This is a genomic window from Nocardia sp. NPDC046473 (assembly GCF_040645995.1).
Lineage (GTDB): Bacteria > Actinomycetota > Actinomycetes > Mycobacteriales > Mycobacteriaceae > Nocardia.
This window is the reverse complement of record NZ_JBEYZJ010000004.1, coordinates 613,489-639,207: the sequence shown is the minus strand read 5'-3', so window position 1 is coordinate 639,207 and position 25,719 is coordinate 613,489. Positions and strand designations below refer to the sequence as shown.

Here is a 25,719-nt window from a genome sequence, read left to right as displayed (position 1 = left end):
TCAGAAATATCCCTCTCGCTTACGGTCTTCCATCGCGGCTTCCGACACCCGGTCGTCACCACGGGTAGCGCCACGTTCGGTCAGTCGGGACGCGGCCACCTCGGCGAGAATCGCCGCGTTGTCGGCCGCATCGGAAAGCACGGCACCGGTGGACGATCCGTCGCCAACGGTGCGGTACCGCACCGAAAGTGTTTCCAGCGCTTCGTCTTCGCGCGGTCCACCCCACACGCCCGGCGTCATCCACATGCCGTCACGCTGGTACACCGGACGCTGGTGCGCGTAGTAGATGCTCGCCAGATCGATGTCCTCACGGGCGATGTAGCGCCAGATGTCGAGCTCGGTCCAGTTGCTCAGCGGGAACACCCGAACATGCTCACCCGGCGCGTGCCGACCGTTGTACAGGTTCCACAGCTCGGGCCGCTGCCGCTTCGGATCCCACTGCCCGAACGCGTTGCGCAGCGAGAAGATTCGCTCCTTCGCCCGGGATCGCTCCTCGTCGCGGCGACCGCCACCGAACACCGCGTCGAAGCGATGCTCGCTGATCGCGTCCAGCAGCGGCACGGTCTGCAGCGGGTTACGGATACCGTCCGGCCGCTCGGTGAGCCTGCCATCGGCCAGGTAATCCTCCACCTTGGCGACATGCAACCGCAGCCCGTACCGCTCGACGATCTTGTCCCGGAACTCCAGCACCTCGGGCAGATTGTGCCCGGTATCGACGTGCAGCAGCGAGAACGGCAGCGGCGCGGGCCAGAATGCCTTGAGCGCCAAGTGCAGCAGCACGGTCGAGTCCTTGCCACCCGAGAACAGAATCACCGGCCGCTCGAATTCCCCTGCCACCTCACGGAAGATGTGGATCGACTCAGACTCCAGCGCTGCCAGAGTGTCGAAATCGGTTATGCCGAAAGCACGCTCGGTGGTGTTAGAGGACTCGCCTAGCAGTTCACTCACAATGGTCTCCGTCATGACTGGTGCAACCCGCATTCGGTCTTGGCGAGGCCGGCCCAACGCCCGCTTCGTGGATCGGCTCCCGGCGCAGGCTTCCGCGTGCACGGCGCGCAGCCGATCGACGGATACCCCTCCTCCACCAGGGGATTGACGAGGATGCCGTGCTGTTCGATGTAGTCCTGCATCTCGTCGTCGGACCAGGCGGCGATCGGATTGATCTTCACCAGCCCGAACGCCTCGTCGAACGAGATGAGCGGCGCGTTGGCCCGCGTCGGCGACTCGACCCGGCGGATTCCCGTGACCCACGCGTTGTACCCGGCCAGCGACTTTTTCAGCGGAACGACCTTGCGCAGCCTGCAGCACTCACCCGGATCGCGCCCGAACAAGTCCTTGCCGAGCAACTGATCCTGTTCGGCGACAGTGTGTTCCGGCCGAACGTTGATCACGTTCACCCCGTACACCGCCTCGACGGCGTCCCGAGTGCCCATGGTCTCGGCGAAGTGATAGCCGGTGTCCAGGAACAGCACGTCCACACCCGCATGAACCTGCGCGGCCAGATGAACCAGCACGCCGTCCTGCATATTCGAGGCGACGATGTAGCCACCGCTGGCGACTGATTGCAGGTCGAGCGAGACGGCGGACCCGAAATGCTCCTCGGTCCACTGCAGCAGTTGGAGCGCGGACGCGTCCGTCCCGAGATCGGCGGCGCCCTTTTCCGCGATGGCCCGGAGCTCGTCCTCGGCCAGCTTCGCCACCAGTTCGGTTGTCACAGTTGATCTCCCATCACGTGCCCGTCGCAAGCGAGGCTCATTTCAGATCGGCCTCGTCGGCACGAACGGCCCACTGTGCGAACCGTTCGCCATCCTCGCGGTGCTTGATGAAGTTGCGCACCACCCGCTCGATGTAGTCACCGAGCTCGTCGCTGGTCACCTTGTGCTGACGCAGCTTGCGCCCGAAGGCGCTGTCGAAGCCGAGGCTGCCACCCAGGTGAACCTGGAAGCCCTCCACATGATTCCCGCTGCCGTCGTCGACCAGCTGGCCCTTGAACCCGATGTCGGCGATCTGCGACCGCGCGCACGAGTTCGGGCAGCCGTTGATGTTGATGGTGACCGGAACGTCCAGCTGCGCGTTGAGATCCGCGAGCCGCTCCTCGAGTTCGGGCACCAGCACCTGCGACCGCTTGCGCGTCTCGGCGAAGGACAGCTTGCAGAACTCGATGCCCGAGCAGGCCATCAGGTTTCGCCGCCACAGCGACGGACGGGCTTGCAGCCCAAGGGGTGCCAGCTCGTCGATCAGCGCGTCGACCTGGTCGTCGGCGACGTCGAGCACGATCAGCTTCTGGTACGGCGTGAACCGGATCCGATCCGACCCGATCCGCTCGACCGCGTCGGCGACCTTGGTCAGGATGGTGCCCGACACCCGGCCCGCGATGGGGGAGAACCCCACCGCGTTGAGCCCGTTCTTCAGCCGCTGCACGCCGACGTGATCGATCGGCTTGGTCGGCTGCTCCGGCGCCGGGCCGTCGATCAGCTTGCGCTTGAGGTACTTCTCCTCGAGCACCTCGCGGAACTTCTCGATGCCCCAGTCCTTGACCAGGAACTTCAGTCGCGCCTTGGTGCGCAGGCGACGGTAGCCGTAGTCGCGGTAGAGCGACACCACGGCTTCCCACACATCCGGCACCTCGTCGAGCGGCACCCACGCGCCGACCCGTTGCGCCAGCATCGGATTCGTCGAAAGCCCGCCGCCGACCCACAGGTCCAGGCCGGGCCCGTGCTCGGGATGGTTCACCCCGACGAACGCGATGTCGTTGATCTCGTGCACCACGTCCTGCTGGCCCGAGATCGCGGTCTTGAACTTGCGCGGCAGGTTGGAGTACTCCTTCTTGCCGATGTAGCGGCGCACGATCTCGTCGATCGCGGGCGTCGGATCGATGATCTCGTGCAACGATTCACCGGCCAGCGGCGAACCGAGCACCACGCGCGGGCAGTCGCCACACGCCTCGGTGGTCTTGAGCCCGACCGCTTCGATCCGCTTCCAGATCTCCGGGACGTTCTCCACCTCGATCCAGTGGTACTGCACGTTCTCCCGGTCGGACAGGTCCGCGGTGTCGCGGCCGAACTCGGTGGAGATCTGGCCGAGGGTGCGCAGCTGCTCGACGGTCAACGCGCCCGCGTCGCAGCGGATGCGCATCATGAAGTACTTGGCCTCGAGCAGGTCCAGGTTCTCGTCGCCGGTCCAGCTGCCGTCGTAGCCCTGTTCGCGCTGGGTGTAGAGACCCCACCAGCGGAACCGGCCGCGCAGATCGCCCTTGTCGATGCTGTCGAAACCCTGCTTCGAGTAGATGTTCTCGATCCGGGCGCGGACGTTGAGCGGGTTGTCGTCCTTCTTGGACTGCTCGTTCGGGTTCAGCGGTTCGCGATAGCCGAGTGCCCACTGGCCCTCCGCCTTGCGACGCACCGGCTTGCCGCTGCGGGCGCGCGGCGCGGTCGCGACGGCCTCGGCGCGCGGGCGGTCGGGGCGAACGCGGCGCTCGGAGGCGGGCCGATCGGGGCGCGTGTGGTGGCCGGGTCGGGACTCGGGGCCGGACTGGTCGGTCGCACCGGCGTCGGTACTCGACGTCATAGGGGTCGCTCCTGCGGGGGTTATTGATATCCGTGCTGGAGGCGCGAGGGGCTGACTCGCACCTGCGGTGTCAGCGGACCGATGAAGTCGAATATCGGGATCGCCGGGAAAGACCCGGGGATGGGCGTCGCTGAGCTACCGAGGGGATTCGGTCAGACAGCAGGCACTACAGACGCGCTTGTAGTCGACGTGGCGACGTGCCACAAGTCGTACTCCCGATGCGCGCATGAAGCCTATTGTGCCACCTCAGCGGCGGCCTTCCGACGGGGTGTCCGTATTTTCCGCAGTTTTGCGGGAAATCCCCTGGACCGTTGACCTGATATGTGACGCCAGTCATAGATCATCCGTCTATGGCGGCCGGTGATGCGCGAACGGCACCGGAAGTGAACCGCGCCACGCGCGTCGCCTGGGCTTGACCTGAAGTCCACTTCAGGGTTCAACGTAAACGTCATGAATACCGTATCCGTCGACGCCGACCTCGACGCCATCCATGAAGTAGTCGCCACCATTCAGCACTCCCAGCAAAACGAGTTGGTCGACGAGTTCATCGGGCTGTTCCGCGAGGACGCCATCTGGACCACCGGCGGCGGCAAACCACTGCTGGGCCGTTCGGTCATCGCCGAGTTCACCACGAAGGTGCTGCCCGGCGGGATGCGCGACGGCACCGTCACCTACGAGGTAGTGCACGTCCTGTTCATCCGCCCCGACGTCGCGGCCGTCAAGGTCCGCCAGCGCTACCTCACGAACGACGGCGAACTCACCGGCGAAGGCTCGCCGATGTACGTGATGTCCAAGGAAAACGGCCGCTGGCTCCTCACCGCAAACCAGAACACCGTGGTCGCCACGGACTGACGCCATCGGTGAGCGGGAACTGGTGCAGGTCGCCTCTCGCGATACGCCTGCACCAGTTCCCGGTGATCGGTCGTCCAGATCTTGACGCCGGAGATGGGCGGGTAGTGGGGGACCTGCACACTAGGGGGGTGAGTTCACCTGCGGCTATCCCTGTCGGCACCGAGACGTCGGGGCCGGTGTTGCGTGACTTCGGGGGCGGTCCGTTCGGGATCTACGTGCACGTGCCGTTCTGCGCGACGCGATGCGGATACTGCGATTTCAACACCTACACGGCGGGCGAGCTCGGCACCTCCGCGTCACCGCAGTCCTGGCTCGAAGCCCTGCGGGGCGAGTTGGCCACGGCGGCACAGCAGTTCGCGGCGTTGCCGTCGGCAACGCCCGAGGTCGCGACGATCTTCGTCGGCGGCGGCACCCCCTCGCTGCTCGGCGGCGACGGGCTGGCCGCGGTGCTCGACGCCGTGCGCGCGAACTTCGCCCTCGCCGCCGACGCCGAGGTGACCACCGAGTCCAACCCGGAATCCACCTCGCCGGAATTCTTCGAACGCCTCTGCGCGGCCGGCTTCACCCGAATCTCGCTCGGCATGCAATCCGCCGCCGCCCACGTGCTGAAAGTGCTCGACCGCACGCACACTCCCGGTCGCGCCGTCGCCGCCGCGAAGGAGGCCCGCGCCGCCGGGTTCGATCACGTGAACCTCGACCTGATCTACGGCACTCCGGGCGAACGCGACGGCGACCTCGACGCCAGCCTCGATGCGGTGCTCGACGCGGGCGTCGACCACGTCTCGGCCTACTCGCTGATTGTCGAAGACGGCACCGCCCTGGCCCGCCGCGTGCGCCGCGGCGAACTCCCCGCCCCGGACGACGATGTGCTCGCCGCCCGCTACGAACGCATCGACGCCCGCCTCACCGCCGCGGGCTTGACCTGGTACGAGGTATCCAATTGGGCCGCAAGCGAAGCCGCGGCCTGCCGGCACAACCTCGGCTACTGGGACGGCGGCGACTGGCTCGGCGCCGGGCCCGGCGCGCACAGCCACGTCGGCGGCGTCCGCTGGTGGAACATCAAGCACCCCGCCCGCTACGCCGACCGCGTGACCGACGGCGGCCTCCCCGCCGCAGGCTGGGAAACCCTCACCTCGGACGAGCGCTACACCGAACGCGTCATGCTCGCCGTCCGCCTCCGCACCGGCCTACCCCTCGCCGACCTCGACCCTGTCGGCCTGGCCGCCGCCGAGCGAGTCATCGCCGATGGCCTGGCAGCCCGCACAGGGGACCACCTCGTCCTCACCGACCGCGGTCGACTCCTGGCCGACGGTGTCGTCCGTCAACTCCTCGTCCCCTGATCGGAAGAATTACGGCGGCGAGATCGGTCGGGCGGGGGTGCCGGGCGACTCGTTCCCGCGCGCATGTGACGCAACGCTCATCACGCATCGACTGGGCCGCCGCGTTGCCGTAGCCGGACGCGAGTCGATCACCGCAACCGCCGTCGGCGTCAAGTGGGCTCGGCTCCTCCGGGGCGTCCGCAACCGCCCCACCACCGGGGCGAGTGTCCCAGCTATCCCCGGTCGACCCGCCGGACCGGCCGCTCGGTTGCCGGCTCCGCGCCGCCCGGCCGACCCTGTTCAGCGAACTGCTGGGTCGGTTCGGCTGTCGCGGAGCGGGCCCGCCTTGTAGGCTTCGATCAACCCCAAGGAGATTCATGTCCCCGGCACGACACATCACCCTCATCCACGAACCGGGCGAATTCGCCGAGGCGCGGGCAAATGAAAAGGCCGAAACTGCGCGACAGAGCGCGGTGGCCGCACGCACCGTTGCCAGCTATTCACAAAATGCCGATGATTGCCAGTCCCTATTGGCGATGCTCGGCTTGGACGCACTCGCCGGCAAGCAAGCCAGGGTCTGCGACTAGTCGAAAACCTCCCCGTCGGCACCTGCCATTCGCGGGGAGACCGCCCGTCCGCGGTGCGCGAGCGCCGGGCCGAACGGGTCACGAAAACCCCAGCGCCGCGCGATCATCGAGATCGTGCGGTGTCTGCTGTCCGGACGCGTCAGCTGGTCCGGACCGCTCCAACCGCTGACACTGCCCGCCACAGTCGCGCAGATCGTGTACAGCGCCGTCCTAGGAGGTTTTCGTGTCGAATCCCACCGCACGTCCGGTCGTGTTCATCCATGGATTATGGATGCACAGCAGCAGTTGGGGCGCTTGGCTCGACGCGTTCGACCGCGCGGGCTATCAGACCTTCGCGCCGGGCTGGCCGGGTGACGCCGAAACCGCCGACGCCACCCGCAAGAACCCCGACGCGCTGAACAATCGCGGCATCGGCGAAGTCACCGAGCATTATGCGAAATTCATCGCCGACCTGGCGACGCCACCCGTGGTCATCGGCCATTCCTTCGGCGGCCTGATCGCGCAGAAACTGCTCGGCTCGGGTTCGGTCGCCGGCTGCGTCGCGATCAACCCCGCCCAGTTCCGCGGTGTGCTGACCTTGCCGTTGGCCCAGGTCAAGAGCGTGCTCCCGGTGCTGAGTAAGCCCTGGCTGCGCGGCAAGACGTGGTCACACACGCCGGAGAGCTACCATCGCGCCTTCGCCAACGCGATCCCCCGCGAGGAATCGGACAAGCTGTTCGCCACCCACGGCATTCCCGCCCCGGCCCGCCCCCTGTTCCAAGCGGGCCTGGCCAATTTCGTGCCGAACAGCGAAGCCGGCGTCGATACCGAACGCGAGCGCGGCCCCCTGCTGATACTGGCCGGCGGCCGCGACCGCCTCGTGCCGGAAGCAACAGTGCGCTCCGAATACAACATTCAGCGCAAGAATCCCGGCGTCACCGAATTGGTCGTCTTCGCCGATCGCGGCCACTCCATGCCCGCCGATCACGGCTGGCGCGAAATCGCCGATACCGCACTGGATTTCCTGACAAAGCAAAGCCTCCCCGCCTAATTCATCGAGATCCCGGGTGTGGGCCGGCTCGTGCCGTCCGCTGCGATCGGCGGCGTGCACACCGGTGTCGGTGGCTGCGACGCATCGGGGACCCCCAGAGTGCGCAGACCTGCCGAGATCCCAGCCGAAGGTCTACGCTGACGCATCGCACGGCCTGCACGGCGAGTTCGAGCAGACGTTCAATGCCGACCTGCTGGACCTGCGCGCGCACTGACCGGCCGCGAAACCCGACCCGACAGGACAACCATGCACCTCACTCGCACTCTGCGGGCAGCCGTGGCGGCGGTGGCGATCACCGCCGCGACGACCTTGGCGGCCATTCCCGCCGATGCCGCACCGCTCCCGACCATCGTGCTCGTGCACGGCGCCTTCGCCGACGCCACCAGCTGGAACGGCGTCGCCGCCGCTCTGCGTGAGCAGGGCTATCGCGTTGTGACGCCGGACAATCCGCTGCGCGGTCCGACCTACGACGCGGCCGTCATTCAACGCACCCTGGACGCCATCTCCGGTCCCGTTGTGCTGGTAGGCCATTCGTATGGCGGTGCCGTGATCAGCAACGTGCACGACCCGAAGGTCGAATCCCTGGTCTACATAGCGGCTTTCGCTCCGGTGCAGGGTGAGCCCGCGCAGCTGCTGCTCGACCCGATCCGCTTCCCCGGCAGCCAATTGCTCCCGCCGGTCCTGCAACTCGGCATCGTCGACGACCCCACCGGCATCGCGGGCAAGAACCTCGACGGCTTCGTCGCGCCCGACAGCTTCAATGCCGTCTTCGCCCAGGACGTCAGCCCGGCCACCGCCGCGGACATGATCGCGCACCAGCACTCCATCGCGATCGCGGCCAACCTCGAACCGTCCGGCGCACCCGCCTGGTCCGGTACGCCGAGCTGGTACCTCGTCTCCGCCGCCGATCGAGTGATTCCCCCTGCCTCCCAACGGTTTATGGCCAACCGCATGGGCGCCTACACGAGCGAAGTGGACTCCTCGCACGCCTCACTGGTCTCCCATCCCGCCGAAGTCGCCGCGGTAGTAGAGGCAGCCGTCCCACGCTGACCAAGGCATAGACCGGACCTTCGCCACGCCGCACCCGTGCTCCCTGCGGCGCAGCGAAGATCCGCACCGCCCCGCCTCACGACTCCGCTCGAAAGGTTCGGTCCGCTGGTGGTGGGGGAGGGCGCATAATTCAAAGGTGATCACGAAGGGGAGTCGTGCGATTCGATGCTGAAAGTACTCGGGAACAGGGTGAATTCGAGAGATCGTGCTCGCACCCGAAGAATTCCGGATCCGTCGATCTGCTGTATGCGGTTCGGCACGGGCAAAGTACCGCGAATGTAGCTTTCGCCACGAATACACCCTTCGAGTCCGACGACATGGCCATCGCCCTCACCGATCTGGGTAAGCGGCAGGCGACCGCCGTCGGCCGGTGGTTCGCCGACCTCGACTCGCACCAGCTGCCAGACCTGGTGCTGTGTTCGCCGTACCTGCGAGCCGTGCAGACCTGGCAGCTCGCCGAGCAGGAATTACGCGCCGCGAACCGCGATCTGCCGTGTCACCACATCGACCAGCGCCTCTACGACCGGCACCGCGGCAAATTCAATCACCTCTCGCCCACCGTCGTGTGCGAGCGCTTCCCCGAGGAACCCGCGAAGCAAGCCCGCGACCCGCTCGGCTACCGGCCGCCCGGCGGCGAGTCGTTCCGAGACGTCGCCGACCGGCTACGTGGAGTCGTCGCCGATCTCGCAGCCGACCATCGCCACCGCCGCGTGCTGATCGTGGCACACGACGCGATAGTCCTGTTCCTGCGTCAACTCCTCGAAAACCTCACCGACACAGCAGTTCTCACTCTCGCCGAAGCCGGCTTGGCGGGCAACGGCTCGATCACCAACTGGCAACGCACCGCCGACGGCTACCACCTGCTGGCCTACGACCAGCGCACCCACCTGCCGCAGACCTGAACACATTGGCCCTAGCTCAACGCTCGATGATGTTGTCCCGCATGGCCTGTGGGAGACTGACCACGAGTTGCGAGACGTTCCGGCGAACCTGACCCACCCGCAGCTCCGGCGGCAACGACTGCCAGACCTGCCGGATCTGTTCGCGCGCATGGTCCAGCTCACCCTGCCTGGTCCACAGGGTGGCCATGTCGAGATCGAGCAGCGCCCGACCGACCTGATCCTTCTCGGCCATCGGCAATTCGAGCATCCGATCACGGATCGACTCGGCCGCCCGCCAGTCGCCGATCGAACTCAGCGCATGCGATTGATGCCAGCGCAGAATGTATTCGGAGGTGCCGAGGTTGTCGTCGGTCGTCGCCGTGTCGGGCAGCGCGGCGAACATCCGATCCGCCGCGTTGACCGCATCCAGGGCATCCCGGCGTCGCCCGATCCTGGCCTGGATGCCCGCCTCGGCCAGCAGGCCGAACACGCCCGCCGCCGTCGGGCCACGGCCGCTGGCCGCCTGCGCCGAACGCGCCGCGGCCAAACCCTGATCGAGCGCATGCCGATAACACTCGTGGGTGTGCGCCATGTGCCCGGCCAGCCAGGCCTCGAGCGTCGGGTCGCCTGCTTGCCTGGCGGCGCGGCGCGCCTTGGCGAACCACATGAAGGTGTCGTGCAGATCCGCGACGTCGTTGAGCCGAAAAGCGATGAGCCCCGCGATAATTGCCTCGATGCGGTACAGCCGGCGACGCAGATCCGCGGAGTGGTCGGTCAGCTTCACCTGCTGGACCTGGGCCAGATCGCGCATCCGCGCCGGGATGTATTCCGAAGGCGGCTGGACGTAGACGAGGTAGCCGCTGAGTTCTAGACCTTCCTCCAACGCGCGCACGGTATCTCGCGCGGTGGAGCCGACTTGCGAAGCGGGAGTAACGATCAAGCGACTCGGAGGCGGCGCAGGCGGAGGGTCGTCGTCGGTGTAGTCGTGACCGAAGCCGAGCCGGTCCGGCCGGGTGCGATACAACCGGCACAACGCGTCGAGGAACTGATACGACGGCATATCCAAGCCGGTTTCCCAGCGGGACACGCTCTGATGCGACAGTCCTCGGCACGACGACCCGTCAGCCGTGACGATCTCCTGCAATCGGTGCGCGACATCGACGAGGGTGAACCCGTACGCGATGCGATGGGCCCGCAGCAACGAGACGCCGCAGTGTGACCGGACCGCGTGTACCTGGTCCCAGGTCGATCCACCGGCGGCCTCGTACTCGCGGACCACCCGTCTTCCGCACGCGATGCTGTGCGGCCCGTTCATTCCAATTCCCCCTTGCTGCCCTCACCTCAGCATTACGCGGACGCACGCTGTGTTGTCGGTAGGTGCGCTGCGCCAAGGCGCGTTGTACTGCTGTTTCGCTCGCTCACGCGGACCCATGGCTCACCCTGCTAGCCCTGTGTTCGTCGTGCGCGAAGGCGCATCGTGTTGTTTCGCTCGCGCGTGATCGTTCTCGGCTCACCCTGCTGGCGTCGAACTCGGCCATGCGCGAGGGCGCACTATGTTCTCCATTCGCTCGCTCACGGCTCACCCTGCTAGCCCTGAGCTCCTTCGTGCGCGAAGGTGCACTGTGTTGTCGGTTGGCTTGCTCACGCTGCAGACTCACGGCTCACCCTGCTGAGTCCTGAGTTCTGTCGAGCGCGAGGGCGCACTGTGTTGTCGGTTCGCTCGCTTGCGCTCGCTCACAACATCTCCAGATCACTGCTGTTCAACTATCCGGACGAGCGCACGGATTTGCGTCGTCCGTGCTTCCGACCGTATCCGTGTACTGGTCTTTCGTCCATAAACAGTGCGTTCTGCACGCCTGGCGCGCAAGGACGGGGCAATCCCTGGCCGGTCGTAGCGATCGGCGGCACCCTGGGGGCATGAAAAGAATCGTCATCGTCGGTAGGGTCCTGGCGTACCCCGAATGCACCGCCGACGAGGATGACCCAGTGTCATTCGCCCACAAGTTGGTGCATGTGATGACGCCTATCGCGACTGCGATGACCGCGCTGGCCACCTTCGTGACCTGCGCCTCGGCAATAAACACCGCGGCTGTGATGGTATTGGCCGCCGCCTGGGTACTGGCCGGTTGGCTGGCCCGTGGGCGGCGGCGCTGCACCACTCGCACAGACCGGCGGCACCTCCGGATGTCGCGTGTCGCAGGGGGTTCCGCCTAGTCGAAATGCCACAGTAACTGAGGCACACACGGGCGCGTGATGCCGCAGCGGGACTCGTTCAGCCCCATACCGTTGTAGCTGCGGCGATCACGTAAAAAATACCCGGGAGTACGGTTCCGGGTGTCGATCATATCGGTAATGTGAGCGACATCAACGGGTCCGCGATCGTACAAAGCAGACAGTCAACTGACCTGCGCGGTATCGGAGCGCTGGTCCTGTTAACCGCGTCTTTCGCCATGCTCACGGTGCTGTCCCGTTATCTCGGTAGCGGTTTCACTCCCGCCCAGCAGGTCTATCTTCGCACGGGCCTGGCGTTCTTCCTCTCGATAGTCGTATTCAGTCGGTGGATCCGTTGGCGCACCATACTTCGGATCCGCATGCGGGAATGGTGCGTCATCATCGGACGCACCGTCCTGCTGTACGTGGTTGGGACCACATTATTTTCCAAGGCCGCGGGAATGACGGCGGTGAGCGACATTTCGTTCATCGCCGCCCTCCCGCTGGTCTCCGCGCTCGGGATGCTGTTGCGTAGCGTGCGCATCTCCGCCGTCCGGATTGTCTTCGTCGGCGGTTCTGCCGTCGGTGTCGCGATCCTGTCGGGATTCGGTGGTAGTGCCGCGAGTTCACTGAACTATGGCAACTTGCTTGCGTTGCTCGCCATGGTGGCAATGTCGCTGGGTTATCTCGGACGAGGTTGGCACGACGGCACTTTGAACAATCACGAGCTCACCGCATTGACCCTAGGCGTCGGCGCGGTAGGTGTGGTGCTGACTTCCGTTGTGCAGGGAGACGGCATTCCCCATATTCCGGCGCACACGTCAGCGGTAATGCTATGGGCCGCAGTCGGTCTCGCCGGCGTGCTCAGCGTGCTGAATGTCTTTCTCATCAACTATTCGTTCGACCGCGTCGACGCGGTGCTCAGCGGCAATATGCTGACCGTCGAATGTGTGTGGGGTTTGCTGTTCGGGCTGGTCTTCTTCGGTCAGGTGCCCACCTGGAGCGGAATCCTGGGCGGGGCAGTGATCGTGTTGTGTGCGCTGGCACTCAACCTGCTCGACGGCCGCGCCGCCCCCGCCGAGGCCGAACCCGAAGACGATGAGCCGGCGCCGATTCCCCTCGCCCGACGAGAACCCGAGTTCGCCGCGCTCGCCACCGCCGAGCCCGCACCCCCGGTACTGCGGATGTACCGATCCGACGACGGCGAGCAGTCGCGCACCCCACGCGAAGAGGAACTGGCAGCCAGCCAATCGTGGATCGGTGCCTGGACCAACGACTCGGCAAACGGTCGAGAGCAACAAAGCGCCGCCAGCTGACCGGCGCCACTCGACGCATGCTCTTGACGCAGGCCGCAGCATGCGTCAAGAGCGCGTTTCCTACGTCGAGTCGTGGCTTACCACCGCTGGTCGGTCTTGACTGCGGCTGGTGAGCGCTGGTGGATCAGACGGCCGTCGAGAAGGCTGTGTTCAGTGCGTACTCCTGTGCGATTTCGCGGATGAGGGCGCGGCTGCGGGACTCGGTCAATGCGGAACGTTGCAGGTCGACGTGGGCTTGCTGGTACTGGCTCACCTCGTCCGGCTTGTCGAGGTACCGCGCGCCGGTGTGGCTCTGCAGGTAGACAACCGGCGGCTCGGTGAGATGTGCCGTTGGGTGCCTGGGGAATTCGAGTAGCACGAACGGGCCCACGGCCAGACCGGCGTATGCCTCTGCTGCGAGCGGGACCACCCGCACCGAGACATTGGGTAGCTCACCGACTCGGGCGAGATGCTCGAGCTGATCCGCCATTACGGCCGGGCCGCCGATTGCGCGACGTAGGACGTATTCGTCCAGGATGGCCGCGACGGTCAACGGGTTGTCGGTGTCGGTGAGCCGAGCCTTTCGGCGAGCGAACAGTTCGATGCGCCGTTCGACTTCGGTGGTCGGCATTGTGGGGGAGTGCACGCGGGTCATCGCGCGCCGATATGCATCGGTCTGCAACAACCCCGGCAGTAACACCGTCTGATACGAAACAATCCTCTTCGCTGCCTCGGCCAACCCGACAAACACATCGAAGTGCTTCGGAATGGCATCCCCGTACGCCTGCCACCATCCGGTGCGATGCGACTCTTCCGCCAATCCGAGCAGCCGCCGCGTCACGTCGTCGCGCGCGCCGTATACCGCGCACAGCCGCTCGATGAACAACGGATTCAATCGGACGGATTGCCCGGTTTCCATCCGCCAGAGTGTCTGCTTGCCAACGCCTATCGCCTGCCGGGCGAATTCCGCGCTGACGCCTGAATGCTCCCGGAGCTCGCGTAGCTGACGTGCCAGCATGCGTCGCGGGAGGGTCGATCCAGTGGGGGTCACGGCAATTCCCTTTCGTAGCCTAGCTATTGGCCAGATATGCAACTGGAACCGCATGACGGGAATCCTTGAAACCTTGCGAATGTGCGCTGGTTCCACCACTGGGAACCTTCCCGCCGATCATTTCCGGTGCTCTACTGAAGGCGTGCCCCGGTCCGTGTCATCGAAGTACTGAAACCTTATCTGCGACAGCGGGTTCAGGTCCACTCGGATCGGGTGGACCAAGCGAAGCCAACTGTCGCAGCCCTATCAGCCACCCGCCGGCCGCTCACCCTGCTCAGCAGCCGGCCACCCCGCGCGGCGAGCACTCGACCGCCACAACGGATGTGCGGCCCGCGCGATCAGCTGCGGCTTGTTGCCGACGAGAAGCCAAGTGCTGCAAGCCTGTCGTAGCCGGGACCGCCGACGAGCCGTTGCGGCCCGAGGCTCCGACGAACCGGACCGAAACCTCCGGTCGCCGCTGCCCAGCCCCCCGGTTGATCATGAGTTTTGTTCGCCTGGCCCGGATTCCGGCATTGATTGGGTCACGATTCGCCGGGTATTCGAGAATTAACAAGAGAGCGCCCATTATTGGGTTAACCTGCCGTGGATCGTTCGATAAGCCGAGGGAGTTGCCGTTGATAGTGGGCGGCAGTCGGCGCTGGGCGGCCGTGGTAGCGATAGCCACGGCCGTTATCGCGCTGGGCGGGTGCGGCACCATCACCAAAGAGTCGACCGCGCGATCCACCGCCGAGTCCACCGCGCCGCGGGCGGCGAAAGCACAGGTAGGGACGCCGGGTTCGGCGGAACTGGCCGCCATCGCGCCCGGCACGCCCGACCTGATGTCGCGGATCCGCGCTACCGACCCGTGCGCCCTGTTGAACCGCGAATACGCCGAGCGCCTCGGCGTTTTCCAGCGCTTCGACCGCAGCCCGGGCATGGACCGCGGCAGCGGCTGGACCGGCTGCGGATTGATACTCAGTGCCCCCGATGACGCTTACTACTCGTTCGACCTGGAACTCGACAAGCTCTACACCTCGGACAAACGCGCGGCGGACAAGACCGAACAGATCAACGGCCACACCGTGTATCGCAGCGCGAGCAGCGACGACAGACCCGACGCGTACAGCTGCGACTATCGAATCCCGGCCGGGGACACCGGATTCGCGCACTTCCTCAGCGTCGCCAAGTTGGCAGGCTCGGCGAAGACGCCTGTCCCGTGGTCGCAGCCCTGCAGCTTCACCAGGGAGTACCTGGCCGCAACCATCGACGGTCTGTTGGCATTGCCGCCACACGTGATCGACGATCAGGCCGGACGGTCGCTGATGCAGCGCAACCCCTGTGCGGCCACCGCGCAGATCACCGCACAGTTCGCCGGCTGGCAGATGACATCGGTCGGCTGGCCCGAGGCCTACAAGTGTGCGATCACCCTGGTCCAGCCCGGCGGCGCGAACCGCACCACCGTCGAGGTCTCCTTCAACCAAACCAGCGAGCAGATGGTCAAAACGGGCGAGGTCCTGCGCCTACCGTCGGGCCTCGACGGCGGCCAGTCGATCCAATACGCGCGGCACACGAACGTGGAGGGAGTCACCGGCATAGAGCTGCGCACGGTCCAGTCCACCGATCCCACCCGCCAAAACTCCAGCTGCGCAATAACACTGAACTACCGCCGGGCCGACCCGCCCACCGCCAACAACGCGCACCTGCTCACGGTTTCGGTGAAACTCGCTCCCGTCAGCCCGCCGTTCCCCTTCGACGCCTGCGCGCAAGCCGCCCAGATCACCCCGTCGGTCCTGCACGCGATCCCCTGAAGCCGGCAGTGCCCTCGTTCGGACCCGGTTCGCACTGGCCACCCAACCGACCGCCCGTCCGTCCCCAGCGCTGGCAAAGGGGCGATTCGGGTATAGGCAATTAGACTGGTTGAGCAGACGGGCCGGGATTCGCATGGTGCTGTGCGATGAGCGGCGGCGTACCCGAGACGAAGCGAGGAGGTGGGGCCGATGTCGAGCACCGAGGACAGGCGCTTCGAGGTCCTGCGCGCGATCGTCGCGGACTACGTCGCGACCAAGGAGCCGATCGGGTCGAAGAGCCTGGTCGAGCGGCACAATCTGGGCGTTTCCAGCGCGACTGTGCGCAACGACATGGCGGTGCTGGAGGCGGAGGGCTACATCACGCAACCGCACACCAGTTCCGGGCGCATTCCCACCGACAAGGGCTACCGGCAGTTCGTGGACCGGATCGCCGAGGTGAAGCCGCTGTCGGGGGCGGAGCGGCGCGCGATCATGGAGTTCCTGGAGTCGGGCGTCGATCTCGATGACGTGCTGCGCCGCGGCGTCCGGCTGCTGGCGCAGCTGACCAGGCAGGTCGCGGTGGTGCAGTATCCGTCGGTGTCCGCGTCGACGGTGCGCCACATCGAGGTGGTCGCGTTGAATCCCGCGCGGCTGCTGCTCGTGGTGATCACCGACACCGGCCGGGTCGACCAGCGCCTGGTGGAACTCGGCGCGCTCATCGATGACGAGGATCTGGCCGCGCTGCGCGGCATGCTCGGCGGCGCGATGGACGGCAAGCGGCTGGCGCACGCATCGGCGGCGGTCGCGGAGCTACCCGAGCGGGCGCCGCTGCGCCTGCGCGATGTGCTGATCCGGGTGTCGACGGTGTTGGTCGAGACGCTGGTCGAGCATCCGGAGGAGCGCCTGGTGCTCGGCGGCACCGCCAACCTGACCCGCAACGCGGCCGATTTCGGCTTCCCCGGTTCGCTGCGTGACGTGCTCGAGGCGCTGGAGGAGCAGGTGATAGTGCTCAAGCTGCTGGCCGCCGCGCAACAGCCGGGCACGGTGACCGTGCGCATCGGCGAGGAGACCCAGGTCGAGCAGATGCGCGGCACCTCGGTGGTGTCGACCGGCTACGGCACCTCCGGCGCGATCCTCGGCGGAATGGGTGTGCTCGGCCCCACTCGGATGGACTATCCGGGAACCATCGCCTCGGTGGCGGCCGTTGCCCGGTACATCGGCGAGGTCCTCGCCGAACGCTGACGGCTCCGATGCCGCTGATACCCTCGTACTTCCGGCCGGATAAAGTTGAGTGCATCCGACTAATGCTGGCCATCAGCATGCGGTTGGAACGGTGAAGCACCGTCGGCACTGTCGAGAACGACCAAGGACTAGAGAACTCAAGTGGCACGGGACTACTACGGACTGCTCGGCGTCGCGAAGAACGCGACCGACCAGGAGATCAAGCGCGCCTATCGCAAGTTGGCGCGGGAACTCCATCCCGACATCAACCCGGATGAGACGGCGCAGGCCAAGTTCAAGGAAGTGTCGGCCGCCTACGAGGTGTTGTCGGACCCGGAGAAGCGGCGCATCGTCGACCTCGGCGGTGACCCGCTGGAGTCCGGTGGCGGTGGCGGCGGCTTCTCGGGCGCGGGCTTCGGCGGCCTCGGCGACGTGTTCGAGGCCTTCTTCGGCGGCATGAACTCCTCGGGTGGCGCGCGCAAGCCGCGTGGCCGGGTGCAGCCCGGCGCGGACTCGCTGCTGCGGACCCGGCTCAGCCTGGCCGAATGCGCGGTCGGCGTGACCAAGCATCTGACGGTGGACACCGCGATCCTGTGCGATGTGTGTACCGGCGCGGGCACCAACGGCAAGTCCAAGCCGGTGCGCTGCGAAACCTGTGGCGGCGCAGGCGAAGTGCAATCCGTGCAGCGTTCGTTCCTCGGCCAGGTGCTCACCTCGCGCCCCTGCCCGACCTGCCGCGGCGCCGGTGAGACCATTCCCGATCCGTGCCACAAGTGTGGTGGCGACGGCCGGGTGCGCGCGCGTCGCGAGATCGCCGCGCCGATCCCGGCCGGTGTCGCGAACGGCATGCGGGTGCGGCTCGCCGCGCAGGGCGAGGTCGGCCCCGGCGGCGGGCACGCCGGCGACCTGTACGTGGAGATCGTCGAGCAGCCGCACGATGTGTTCGTCCGCGACGGCGACGACCTGCACTGCACCATCCGCGTCCCGATGGTCGACGCCACCCTGGGCACCACCGTGGTGATCGATACCATTCTGGACGGCCCCACCGAACTGACCATCGCGCCGGGCACCCAGCCGGGCGAGGTGTCGGTGCTGCGCGGGCACGGCATGCCGCGGCTGCGCTCCGGTGCGCGCGGTGATCTGCTCGCGCACCTGGACATCGTGATCCCCGCCAAGTTGGACGGCAAGCAGACCGAACTGCTGCGCAAGTACAAGGGCATGCGCCCGAGCGAGCGCGCCGAGGTCATGTCCACCCAGTCCGAGCACAACAGTGGCCTGTTCGCCAGGCTGCGGGCCTCGTTCAGCGGGCGCTGATTGGCCGCCACGGTCTTCTACCTCGACGAGGTGCCCGAACCGGGCGCCATCGCCGTGCTCGACGGCCCGGAGGGCAGGCACGCCGCCACGGTGCGCCGCATCCGGGTCGGCGAGCCGATCACGTTGTCGGACGGGCGCGGTGTGCTCGCCGAATCGGAAGTCGTTGCGGCGCAACGTGACCGGCTGGAGCTACGGGTACTGAATCGTGCTGTGGCGCAACCCGTTCCACCTCGCGTGACGGTTGTTCAGGCGCTGCCGAAGTCGGACCGCTCGGAATTGGCCGTCGAGCTGATGACCGAGGCGGGCGCCGACGCCATCGTCCCGTGGCAGGCCGCCCGCTGCATCGCCAACTGGGAAGGCAAGGCGGGCAAGGCCGTCGACAAGTGGCGCGCCGCCGCCCGCTCGGCCGCCCGCCAATCCCGCCGCCCCTACATTCCCGAGGTAGCGGACCTGCATCGCACCCGCGACCTCGTCGAGCTGATCCGAAAGTCCAAGGCGGACGGCGCAGTCGTCGCCGCCCTGCACGAATCCGGCACCGGCCGCTTCACCGAACTCCCGTTCGCCGACGCTGCCGAAGTCGTGCTGATAGTCGGCCCGGAAGGCGGCCTCGACAACGCCGAACTGGCTGCCCTCACCGAAGCCGGCGCCGAAGCAGTCCTGCTCGGCCCCACCGTGCTCCGCACCTCGACTGCCGCCGCGGTCGCCCTGGGTGCTCTCGGCGCCCTGACGCCGCGCTGGTAGAGATCTCGCGCAGACCAAGGCTGAAGGTCGAACTACTAGATCCCTACTGTCGGCTGCTTCGCGCCCGAACGGGAATTCGCGTGAATCGTCAAGGTGCAGACGAGGATCGCGGCGACGATGAGCAGTGCCGCTACGCAGAGGACCAAGCCGAGCCAGCCGTGGTGGACGTAGGCGATGCCGCCGGCTGCGCCGATTATGGAGCTGCCCAAGTAGAACGCGAACAGGTACAGCGAGGATGCGGCGCCTCGGTTTCCGTTCGCCATGGCGCCGACCCAGGCACCCGCGACCGTGTGGGCGCCGAAAAAGCCCGCGGTGCACAAGGACATGCCGATGACGAGGGTGACGAGGTTGTCGGGGAGGGTCATGGCCAGCCCGACGGCCATGATCGCCACGGCGGCGGCGAGGACTCGGAGTCGCCCGACGCGGTCGGCGAGGCGACCGGTAATCGCCGCGGCCGCCGATCCGGCGAGGTAGAGGACGAACACCAAACCGGCTACGGCTTCGGGCAATTCGAACGGTGGCCGGGTGAGGCGGTAGCCGAGGAAGTTGTAGAGCGAGACGAAGCCGCCGATCAATACGAAGATCAGCGCGAACAGGGTGAGCAGACCGCGGTGGCGCAGCTGCGCGGCGAGATCGCTGAGTACTGTGCGGATTCCGGCGGGTCTGGCGACGAAACTGCGCGAGGGAGGCAGGCCGCGGACGAACCACACGGTGCACACCGCGGCCGCGACCGAGATGGTTGCCTCGGCCCACCGCCAAGAGGCCACACTCAGCGTGAATGCCGGAATGACGCGTCCGGCCAAGCCACCGAAGGTGGTGCCCGCGATGTAGACCCCCATCGCCGCGCCGAGCCCATCGGGGCCGATCTCCTCGGCCAGATAGGCCATCGCCACGGCAGGCACTCCGGCCAGGGTGAGCCCTTGCAGCGCCCGTCCGGTCAACAGCACGTCCAGCGTGGGGCTGAACGGCAGCAGCAAGCCGATAACAGCCGAACTCACCGCCGACACCGTCATCACTCGCGTGCGACCGAACCGCGAGGACAGCGCGCTGACCGGCAGGATCGCCAGCGCGACAACCCCGGTGGTCAGCGAAACCGCAAGTGCCGCATGGGCAGGCGTCGCACCGAACGCCGCGGACAGGCTCGGTAGCAGGGCTTGCGCGCTGTACATGGTCGCGAAGGTGGCCAAGCCCGCCGCGAACAGCGCGGTGGTGATCCGGCGCTCGTGCGTGGTTCGGCCCCCGGCGACGGGCCGGGTCTTCGTCGAGGTCATGGCTTTCAGAATCGCCCGCTGCCCCTTCCACAGGGAAATGAATAATAATGGAGGAGTTCATGCGCTGAACGCATATAGGCAGACCAGTTGAGGCCGCTCCGGCCTGCACTGTGAGGCTCGTCACTAGGATTCAAGGAGGGTGGGCGCCCGTGCTGAGTGAAGACCTCGAATGGTTCACCACGCTCGCCCAACTGGAACGCGTCGGCGCCGCCGCCGAACGCCTGCACATCGCCCAGCCGACCCTGTCCCGCATGCTCGGCAGGCTCGAACGCAGGCTCGGCGTCGAACTGTTCGACCGCCACGGCAAACGCATCACCCTCAACGAGTTCGGCCGCATCTATTACGAACACGCCCGCCGCGCCCAAGCCGAACTCGACACCGCCGCCAAGTCCATCGACGATCTGAACAACCCCGCGAACGGCGTTGTGCGCCTGTCCTTTCTGCATTCGTTCGGCGGCTGGCTGGTCCCGCAACTGGTCGGCGAATTCCGCCGCGGTTCGGCCAGAATCACTTTCGCGCTGCGCCAGGGACCCGCGGAAATGGTGGCCACCGATGTGCTCGACGGGACATCGGATCTGGGGATCGTCTCGCCGCGCCCGACCATGGCCGGCATCGGCTGGCGCGGCCTGCTCCGGCAGCGCCTCGCGCTGGCCGTGCCCGCCGATCACCGGCTGGCCGGGCGCAGGCAGGTGCGCCTCGACGAGGTCGCCGACGAGGACTTCATCGCCATGCATCCCGGCTTCGGCATGCGCCGCATCGTCGACGAACTGTGCGCCGCCGCCGACCTGCGCCCGCGCATCGCCTTCGAGGCCAGCGACCTGATCACCGTCGCGGGCCTGGTCGCCGCAGGTCTTGGCGTCGGAGTGCTGCCGGAGGAGGACATCGGCCCGGCGAGTTCGCCGCGCGTGGCCGGTGTGAAAGCGGATGTGCGGCTGCCGGGGCCGGTACTGATCCCGCTCGCGGACGCGGGCGCCACCCGTGAGGTCGGGCTGGTGTGGTCGGCCCAGACGTCGGCGCCCGGGGCCGCGCGACGCTTTCGTGATTTCACCGAGGATTGGGCGCAGCGACGCCGGGGAATCCCCTGATCATCCGGTCCTCCCGTTAGCGGCTTATTCACTGGGCGGTGTCGGTGGGGCGCGTTAAACTTTCATCAACACAGCAGCACGTCGAGACCGGAAAGCAGGCTATAGCCACTTTTGAGAACACAAGGCGAGATCGGCGACCCGACAACCCCCGCAGCAGGCATCACAGCTGACGACAACACCTCGGGTCCCGCAGCACGCACCGTGCGTTCCAGTATCGAACTCGCTCCCGAATCCGTGTTCCCGTTTCTCGGTTCGGCCGACCAGAACCTGCGTGAGCTCGAAGAGTTGCTCGACGCGGACATTCACGTCCGCGGCAATTCCGTCACCCTCACCGGCAAGGCGGCCGACGTCGCCCTCGCCGAGCGAGTGATCGAACAGCTCGTCGCGCTCACCGGCCGGAACCGAGTGGTGACCCCGGAAGCGGTGCGGCACACCGTTTCGATGCTCACGGAGGGCTCCTCCGAGTCCCCGGCCGAGGTGCTCAGCCTGGACATCCTGTCCCGGCGCGGCAAGACCGTCCGGCCCAAGACGCTCAACCAGAAGCGCTACGTCGACGCGATCGACGCCAACACCATCGTGTTCGGCATCGGCCCCGCGGGCACCGGCAAGACGTATCTGGCGATGGCCAAGGCCGTGCAGGCGTTGCAGACCAAGCAGGTCACCCGGATCATCCTCACCCGCCCCGCGGTGGAGGCGGGCGAGCGGCTCGGCTTCCTGCCCGGCACACTCAACGAGAAGATCGACCCGTACCTGCGCCCGCTCTACGACGCACTGCACGACATGATGGATCCCGAAGCCATCCCGAAGCTGATGGCGGCCGGAGTCATCGAGGTCGCGCCGCTGGCATATATGCGTGGTCGCACGTTGAACGATTCGTTCATCGTGCTCGACGAGGCGCAGAACACCACGGCCGAGCAGATGAAGATGTTCCTCACCCGGCTCGGGTTCGGTTCGAAGATCGTGGTGACCGGTGACGTCAGCCAGGTCGACCTGCCGACCGGAGCACGGTCCGGGCTGCGGGCGGCCAGCGAGATCCTCACCGACATCGACGACATCCACTTCTCATACCTGACCAGCAGCGACGTCGTCCGGCACCGGTTGGTCGCCGATATCGTCGACGCCTACGAGCGGGCCGAATCGGAGCGTACGCCGCAGGTCGGCGCGCACTATCCGGGCAACCGGGCGCAGCGTCGGGCCGCAAGTCGAGGCGATCGACACTGAGTTGCGCACAATGTCGGTCATTCGGTCGACACCCAACGGCGTTGGGTGTCGACCTGCGGCATTAGGCTGACCGGGTGAGTATCGAGATCGCCAACGAGTCGGGTATCGACGTGCCCGAAGAAGATCTGGTCAGTGTCGCGCGCTTCGTGATCACCCGGATGGATGTGCACCCCGCCGCGGAACTGTCGATGGTGCTTGTCGATCTCGACACCATGGCCGACCTGCACATGCGCTGGATGGACCTACCCGGCCCGACCGACGTCATGTCCTTCCCGATGGACGAACTCGAGCCGGGCGGGCGCCCCGACAGCCCCGAACCCGGCCCGTCCATGCTCGGCGACATCGTGCTGTGCCCCGAATTCGCCGCGGGCCAGGCGCGCAAGGCAGGCCACTCGCTCGACCACGAGCTCGCGCTGCTCACCGTGCACGGCGTGCTCCACCTGCTCGGCTACGACCATGCCGAGCCGGAGGAGGAGAAGGAAATGTTCGCGCTGCAGGCCCGGCTGCTCGAAGAGTGGTACGAGAGCCTGCGCGAAGCACAGCGGCGGGCCGAGCTCGCCGCCCGAGACGCCAGGTTGCTGGGGAAGGCGGGCTTCACCACACCGGGTGACGCATTAGGGCCCGCGTGAATTCGCTGACCCTGATACTGCTTGCCGTCCTGCTCGTCCCCGTGGGGGGACTGTTCGCGGGCATCGATTCGGCGTTGAACACCATCTCGCAGGCCCGCGTCGACGATCTGGTGCGGGCCGACCGGCCCGGCGCGGTGCGGCTGAGCAGGATCGTCGGCGACCGCGCCCGGTACGTGAATCTCATGGTGCTGCTGCGCATTCTGTGCGAAATCGGCGCCACCGTGCTGCTCGCCGCGGCACTGATCTCGGTCTGGGAGGACGACTGGGCGCTGCTGGTCACCGCCGTTGTCATGGTGCTGGTGTCCTACGTGGTGATCGGCGTCGGCCCGCGTACGTTGGGCCGTCAGCACGCCTATTCGATCGCGCTGGCCGCGGCGCTGCCGTTGCAGTTCATCGGGGCGCTGCTCGGCCCGTTGTCCCGGCTGCTCATCCTGCTCGGTAACGCGATCACGCCCGGTAAGGGTTTCCGCAACGGCCCGTTCGCCTCCGAGATCGAGCTGCGCGAAGTGGTCGAGATGGCCAGCGAGCGCGGCGTGGTGGCCGACGAGGAACGCCGAATGATCCAGTCCGTCTTCGAACTCGGCGACACCGCCGCCCGCGCGGTGATGGTGCCGCGCACCGAGATGGTCTGGATCGAAGCGGATAAGACTGCGGCACAGGCGATGTCGCTTGCCGTGCGGTCGGGGCACTCGCGTATCCCGGTGGTCGGCGAGAACGTCGACGACATCCTCGGCGTGGTGTACCTGAAAGACCTTGTGCCGTACGCGGAACGGGGCCGCAAGGTGCTGGTGCGCGAGGTGATGCGTCCCGCCGTGTTCATGCCCGACTCCAAACCGCTCGACAGCCTGCTCGACGAGATGCAGCGCAGGCGCAACCACATGGCGCTGCTCGTCGACGAATACGGCGGCATCGCCGGGCTGGTCACCATCGAGGACGTGCTCGAGGAGATCGTCGGCGAGATCGCCGACGAATACGACACCGACGAGACGCCGCCCATCGAAGACCTCGGTGACGGCCGCTACCGCGTGTCCGCGCGACTTCCGGTGGAAGACCTCGGCGAGCTGTACGGGCTCGACATCGAGGAGGAGGACGTCGACACGGTGGGCGGCCTGATGGCGCACGAGCTCGGCCGCGTGCCGCTGCCCGGGTCGAAGGTCGCGGTGCACGGGCTGATGCTGCGCGGCGAGGGCGGTGCGGACACTCGAGGGCGGGTGCGGGTGCACACGGTGGTGGTGCGCAAGGTGAAGGATGCCGACGGCGAGAAGTCGAACGGCAAACGCAAAGGCAATGGCGCGGATCGGGAGACCCCGGCCGGTCGACACGAGGACGGAGACACCGAATGACCGAATTGGATCCCGAGGACAACAAACTGCTGGTGCTGGCCCGCGGGGCGATGGGCCGGGTGGGCGGCGCCAGCGGCGCGGCGGTACGCGACACCGACGGCCGCACCTACGCGGCAGGCGAGGTGACGCTGGCGGCGCTGCGGCTGACCGCGCTGCAGTCGGCCGTCGCGGCCGCGATCTCCAGTGGCGCAGAGGGATTCGAGGCGGCCGTGGTGGTCGGCGGCCGGTTGTCGGACTTCGGGGTCGCGGCGGTGCGCGAGGTGTCGCCCGCCGCCAAGATCATCTTCACCGATCGGGACGGCGCGGTATTCGAGATCGTCGACGACTCCCAGCTTGCCGTCGACGCGGCGCAGGCCAGCGAGGTGCGCGGTGGCTGACGGCGAATTCCGTTCCGGTTTCGTCTGTTTCGTCGGCCGGCCGAACACCGGCAAGTCGACGCTGACCAATGCCCTGGTCGGCCAGAAGATCGCGATCACGTCCTCGCGTCCGCAGACCACCAGGCACACCATCCGCGGCATCGTGCATCGCGACCACACCCAGCTCATCCTGGTCGACACTCCGGGTCTGCACCGTCCACGCACCCTGCTCGGTCAGCGACTGAACGACCTTGTGCGCGACACGTATTCGGAAGTCGACGTGATCACGCTGTGCATCCCCGCCGACGAGAAGATCGGGCCGGGCGACAAGTGGATCGTCCAGCAGATCAGGCAGATGGCGCCGAAGACCACCTTGCTCGGTGTGGTCACCAAGATCGACAAGGTGAGCCGGGACCAGATCGGCGAGCAACTGCTCGCGCTGTCGAAGCTGCTCGGACCCGACTGCGACGTGGTGCCGGTGTCCGCGGTCAAGGGGGAGCAGATCGAGGTGCTCATCGATGTCATCGCATCGAAAATGCCTGAGGGACCGGCGTTTTACCCCGATGGCGAGCTGACCGACGAGCCAGAGGAAACCCTCATGGCCGAGCTCATTCGGGAGGCGGCACTCGAAGGTGTCCGCGACGAACTCCCGCACTCGCTGGCCGTGGTGATCGAGGAGATCCTGCCGTACGAGCAGAACGAGGAAATGCTCGACGTGCACGCCATCCTGTACGTCGAACGGCCCAGCCAGAAGTCGATCATCATCGGCAAGGGTGGGGCGCGCCTCAAAGAGGTCGGCACCAACGCCCGCCACCAGATCGAGCACATCCTCGGCACCCGCATCTACCTGAACCTGCACGTGAAGGTCGCCAAGGATTGGCAGCGGGATCCGAAACAGTTGGGCAAGTTGGGTTTCTAAGGGGCGCGCG

25 protein-coding genes are annotated in these 25,719 nt (G+C 66.8%); 18 read left to right on the top strand and 7 right to left on the bottom strand.

The window, feature by feature from the left end; genetic code table 11:
• The 4 genes from cysD to ABZ942_RS17080 form a co-directional block, all read right to left on the bottom strand.
• Complete coding sequence (cysD, locus tag ABZ942_RS17095) at nt 1-963, bottom strand: sulfate adenylyltransferase subunit CysD (RefSeq protein ID WP_357382876.1); 963 nt, start codon at nt 961-963, stop codon at nt 1-3.
• Nucleotides 960-1,715 carry a phosphoadenylyl-sulfate reductase gene (locus ABZ942_RS17090; RefSeq protein WP_357382874.1) on the bottom strand — a complete coding sequence of 252 codons (756 nt, stop codon included), beginning with the start codon at nt 1,713-1,715 and terminating at the stop codon, nt 960-962. The genes cysD and ABZ942_RS17090 overlap by 4 nt, the downstream gene beginning before the upstream one ends.
• 37 nt (nt 1,716-1,752) lie before the next feature.
• Nucleotides 1,753-3,567, bottom strand: coding sequence for a nitrite/sulfite reductase (locus ABZ942_RS17085; protein WP_357382872.1), 1,815 nt, complete (start codon nt 3,565-3,567; stop codon nt 1,753-1,755).
• Nucleotides 3,568-3,702: 135 nt separating this feature from the next.
• The gene (locus tag ABZ942_RS17080; RefSeq protein WP_357382870.1) at nt 3,703-3,795 is read right to left on the bottom strand and encodes an Ms4527A family Cys-rich leader peptide; all 93 of its coding nucleotides are present in this window, start codon (nt 3,793-3,795) and stop codon (nt 3,703-3,705) included.
• Nucleotides 3,796-4,017: 222 nt separating this feature from the next.
• Here ABZ942_RS17080 and ABZ942_RS17075 point away from each other — a divergent pair, with 222 nt between their 5' ends.
• The 7 genes from ABZ942_RS17075 to ABZ942_RS17045 all read left to right on the top strand — a co-directional run bounded on the left by ABZ942_RS17075 (nt 4,018) and on the right by ABZ942_RS17045 (nt 9,307).
• Nucleotides 4,018-4,419, top strand: coding sequence for an SgcJ/EcaC family oxidoreductase (locus tag ABZ942_RS17075; RefSeq protein WP_357382868.1), 402 nt, complete (start codon nt 4,018-4,020; stop codon nt 4,417-4,419).
• 176 nt (nt 4,420-4,595) lie between these two features.
• A complete protein-coding gene (hemW, locus tag ABZ942_RS17070) occupies nt 4,596-5,759 on the top strand; it encodes a radical SAM family heme chaperone HemW (protein WP_357383202.1) in 1,164 nt (387 codons plus the stop codon).
• A gap of 356 nt (nt 5,760-6,115) precedes the next feature.
• Nucleotides 6,116-6,325 carry a hypothetical protein gene (locus ABZ942_RS17065; protein WP_107654883.1) on the top strand — a complete coding sequence of 70 codons (210 nt, stop codon included), beginning with the start codon at nt 6,116-6,118 and terminating at the stop codon, nt 6,323-6,325.
• 223 nt (nt 6,326-6,548) lie between these two features.
• Nucleotides 6,549-7,355: an alpha/beta hydrolase gene (locus ABZ942_RS17060; RefSeq protein ID WP_357382866.1), complete on the top strand. Its 807-nt coding sequence runs from the start codon at nt 6,549-6,551 to the stop codon at nt 7,353-7,355.
• A 70-nt stretch (nt 7,356-7,425) separates the two neighbouring features.
• Entirely contained in the window at nt 7,426-7,569 is a 144-nt protein-coding gene (locus ABZ942_RS17055) for a hypothetical protein (RefSeq protein WP_357382864.1), read from the top strand.
• 32 nt (nt 7,570-7,601) lie between these two features.
• Entirely contained in the window at nt 7,602-8,405 is an 804-nt protein-coding gene (locus ABZ942_RS17050; protein ID WP_357382862.1) for an alpha/beta hydrolase, read from the top strand.
• Between the two features lie 155 nt (nt 8,406-8,560).
• Entirely contained in the window at nt 8,561-9,307 is a 747-nt protein-coding gene (locus tag ABZ942_RS17045) for a histidine phosphatase family protein (RefSeq protein ID WP_357382860.1), read from the top strand.
• A gap of 16 nt (nt 9,308-9,323) precedes the next feature.
• On the opposite strand, the gene ABZ942_RS17040 is transcribed toward ABZ942_RS17045, so the two are convergent.
• Nucleotides 9,324-10,601 carry a helix-turn-helix transcriptional regulator gene (locus ABZ942_RS17040; protein WP_357382858.1) on the bottom strand — a complete coding sequence of 426 codons (1,278 nt, stop codon included), beginning with the start codon at nt 10,599-10,601 and terminating at the stop codon, nt 9,324-9,326.
• Between the two features lie 1,135 nt (nt 10,602-11,736).
• Between ABZ942_RS17040 and ABZ942_RS17035 the strand changes: the two genes are divergently transcribed.
• Nucleotides 11,737-12,813, top strand: a complete 1,077-nt coding sequence (locus tag ABZ942_RS17035; protein WP_357382856.1) for a DMT family transporter — start codon at nt 11,737-11,739, stop codon at nt 12,811-12,813.
• 124 nt (nt 12,814-12,937) lie between these two features.
• On the opposite strand, the gene ABZ942_RS17030 is transcribed toward ABZ942_RS17035, so the two are convergent.
• A complete protein-coding gene (locus tag ABZ942_RS17030) occupies nt 12,938-13,843 on the bottom strand; it encodes a helix-turn-helix transcriptional regulator (protein WP_357382854.1) in 906 nt (301 codons plus the stop codon).
• A gap of 614 nt (nt 13,844-14,457) precedes the next feature.
• Here ABZ942_RS17030 and ABZ942_RS17025 point away from each other — a divergent pair.
• The 4 genes from ABZ942_RS17025 (at nt 14,458) to ABZ942_RS17010 (ending at nt 18,885) form a co-directional block, all read left to right on the top strand.
• On the top strand, nt 14,458-15,630 hold the full coding sequence (locus ABZ942_RS17025; protein WP_357382852.1) for a DUF3558 family protein: 1,173 nt from the start codon (nt 14,458-14,460) through the stop codon (nt 15,628-15,630).
• Nucleotides 15,631-15,819: 189 nt separating this feature from the next.
• The gene (gene hrcA / locus ABZ942_RS17020) at nt 15,820-16,851 is read left to right on the top strand and encodes a heat-inducible transcriptional repressor HrcA (RefSeq protein ID WP_357382850.1); all 1,032 of its coding nucleotides are present in this window, start codon (nt 15,820-15,822) and stop codon (nt 16,849-16,851) included.
• Nucleotides 16,852-16,992: 141 nt separating this feature from the next.
• On the top strand, nt 16,993-18,144 hold the full coding sequence (gene dnaJ / locus ABZ942_RS17015) for a molecular chaperone DnaJ (RefSeq protein ID WP_357382848.1): 1,152 nt from the start codon (nt 16,993-16,995) through the stop codon (nt 18,142-18,144).
• The gene (locus ABZ942_RS17010) at nt 18,145-18,885 is read left to right on the top strand and encodes a 16S rRNA (uracil(1498)-N(3))-methyltransferase (RefSeq protein WP_357382846.1); all 741 of its coding nucleotides are present in this window, start codon (nt 18,145-18,147) and stop codon (nt 18,883-18,885) included. It begins immediately after the preceding gene.
• A gap of 35 nt (nt 18,886-18,920) precedes the next feature.
• On the opposite strand, the gene ABZ942_RS17005 is transcribed toward ABZ942_RS17010, so the two are convergent.
• Nucleotides 18,921-20,156, bottom strand: a complete 1,236-nt coding sequence (locus tag ABZ942_RS17005) for an MFS transporter (protein WP_357382844.1) — start codon at nt 20,154-20,156, stop codon at nt 18,921-18,923.
• Between the two features lie 149 nt (nt 20,157-20,305).
• On the opposite strand from ABZ942_RS17005, the gene ABZ942_RS17000 reads away from it, so the two are divergent.
• The 6 genes from ABZ942_RS17000 to era all read left to right on the top strand — a co-directional run bounded on the left by ABZ942_RS17000 (nt 20,306) and on the right by era (nt 25,709).
• On the top strand, nt 20,306-21,241 hold the full coding sequence (locus ABZ942_RS17000) for a LysR family transcriptional regulator (protein ID WP_357382842.1): 936 nt from the start codon (nt 20,306-20,308) through the stop codon (nt 21,239-21,241).
• 159 nt (nt 21,242-21,400) lie between these two features.
• Nucleotides 21,401-22,462 (top strand): PhoH family protein, encoded by a 1,062-nt coding sequence (locus ABZ942_RS16995; protein WP_357383200.1) that lies wholly within the window; start codon nt 21,401-21,403, stop codon nt 22,460-22,462.
• Between the two features lie 74 nt (nt 22,463-22,536).
• The gene (gene ybeY / locus ABZ942_RS16990) at nt 22,537-23,091 is read left to right on the top strand and encodes an rRNA maturation RNase YbeY (RefSeq protein ID WP_014982750.1); all 555 of its coding nucleotides are present in this window, start codon (nt 22,537-22,539) and stop codon (nt 23,089-23,091) included.
• Nucleotides 23,088-24,434: a hemolysin family protein gene (locus ABZ942_RS16985; RefSeq protein WP_357382840.1), complete on the top strand. Its 1,347-nt coding sequence runs from the start codon at nt 23,088-23,090 to the stop codon at nt 24,432-24,434. Before ybeY ends, ABZ942_RS16985 begins: the two co-directional genes overlap by 4 nt.
• Entirely contained in the window at nt 24,431-24,811 is a 381-nt protein-coding gene (locus ABZ942_RS16980) for a cytidine deaminase (protein WP_357382838.1), read from the top strand. The genes ABZ942_RS16985 and ABZ942_RS16980 overlap by 4 nt, the downstream gene beginning before the upstream one ends.
• Complete coding sequence (gene era, locus ABZ942_RS16975) at nt 24,804-25,709, top strand: GTPase Era (RefSeq protein WP_357382836.1); 906 nt, start codon at nt 24,804-24,806, stop codon at nt 25,707-25,709. The genes ABZ942_RS16980 and era overlap by 8 nt, the downstream gene beginning before the upstream one ends.
• Nucleotides 25,710-25,719: the final 10 nt, after the last annotated feature.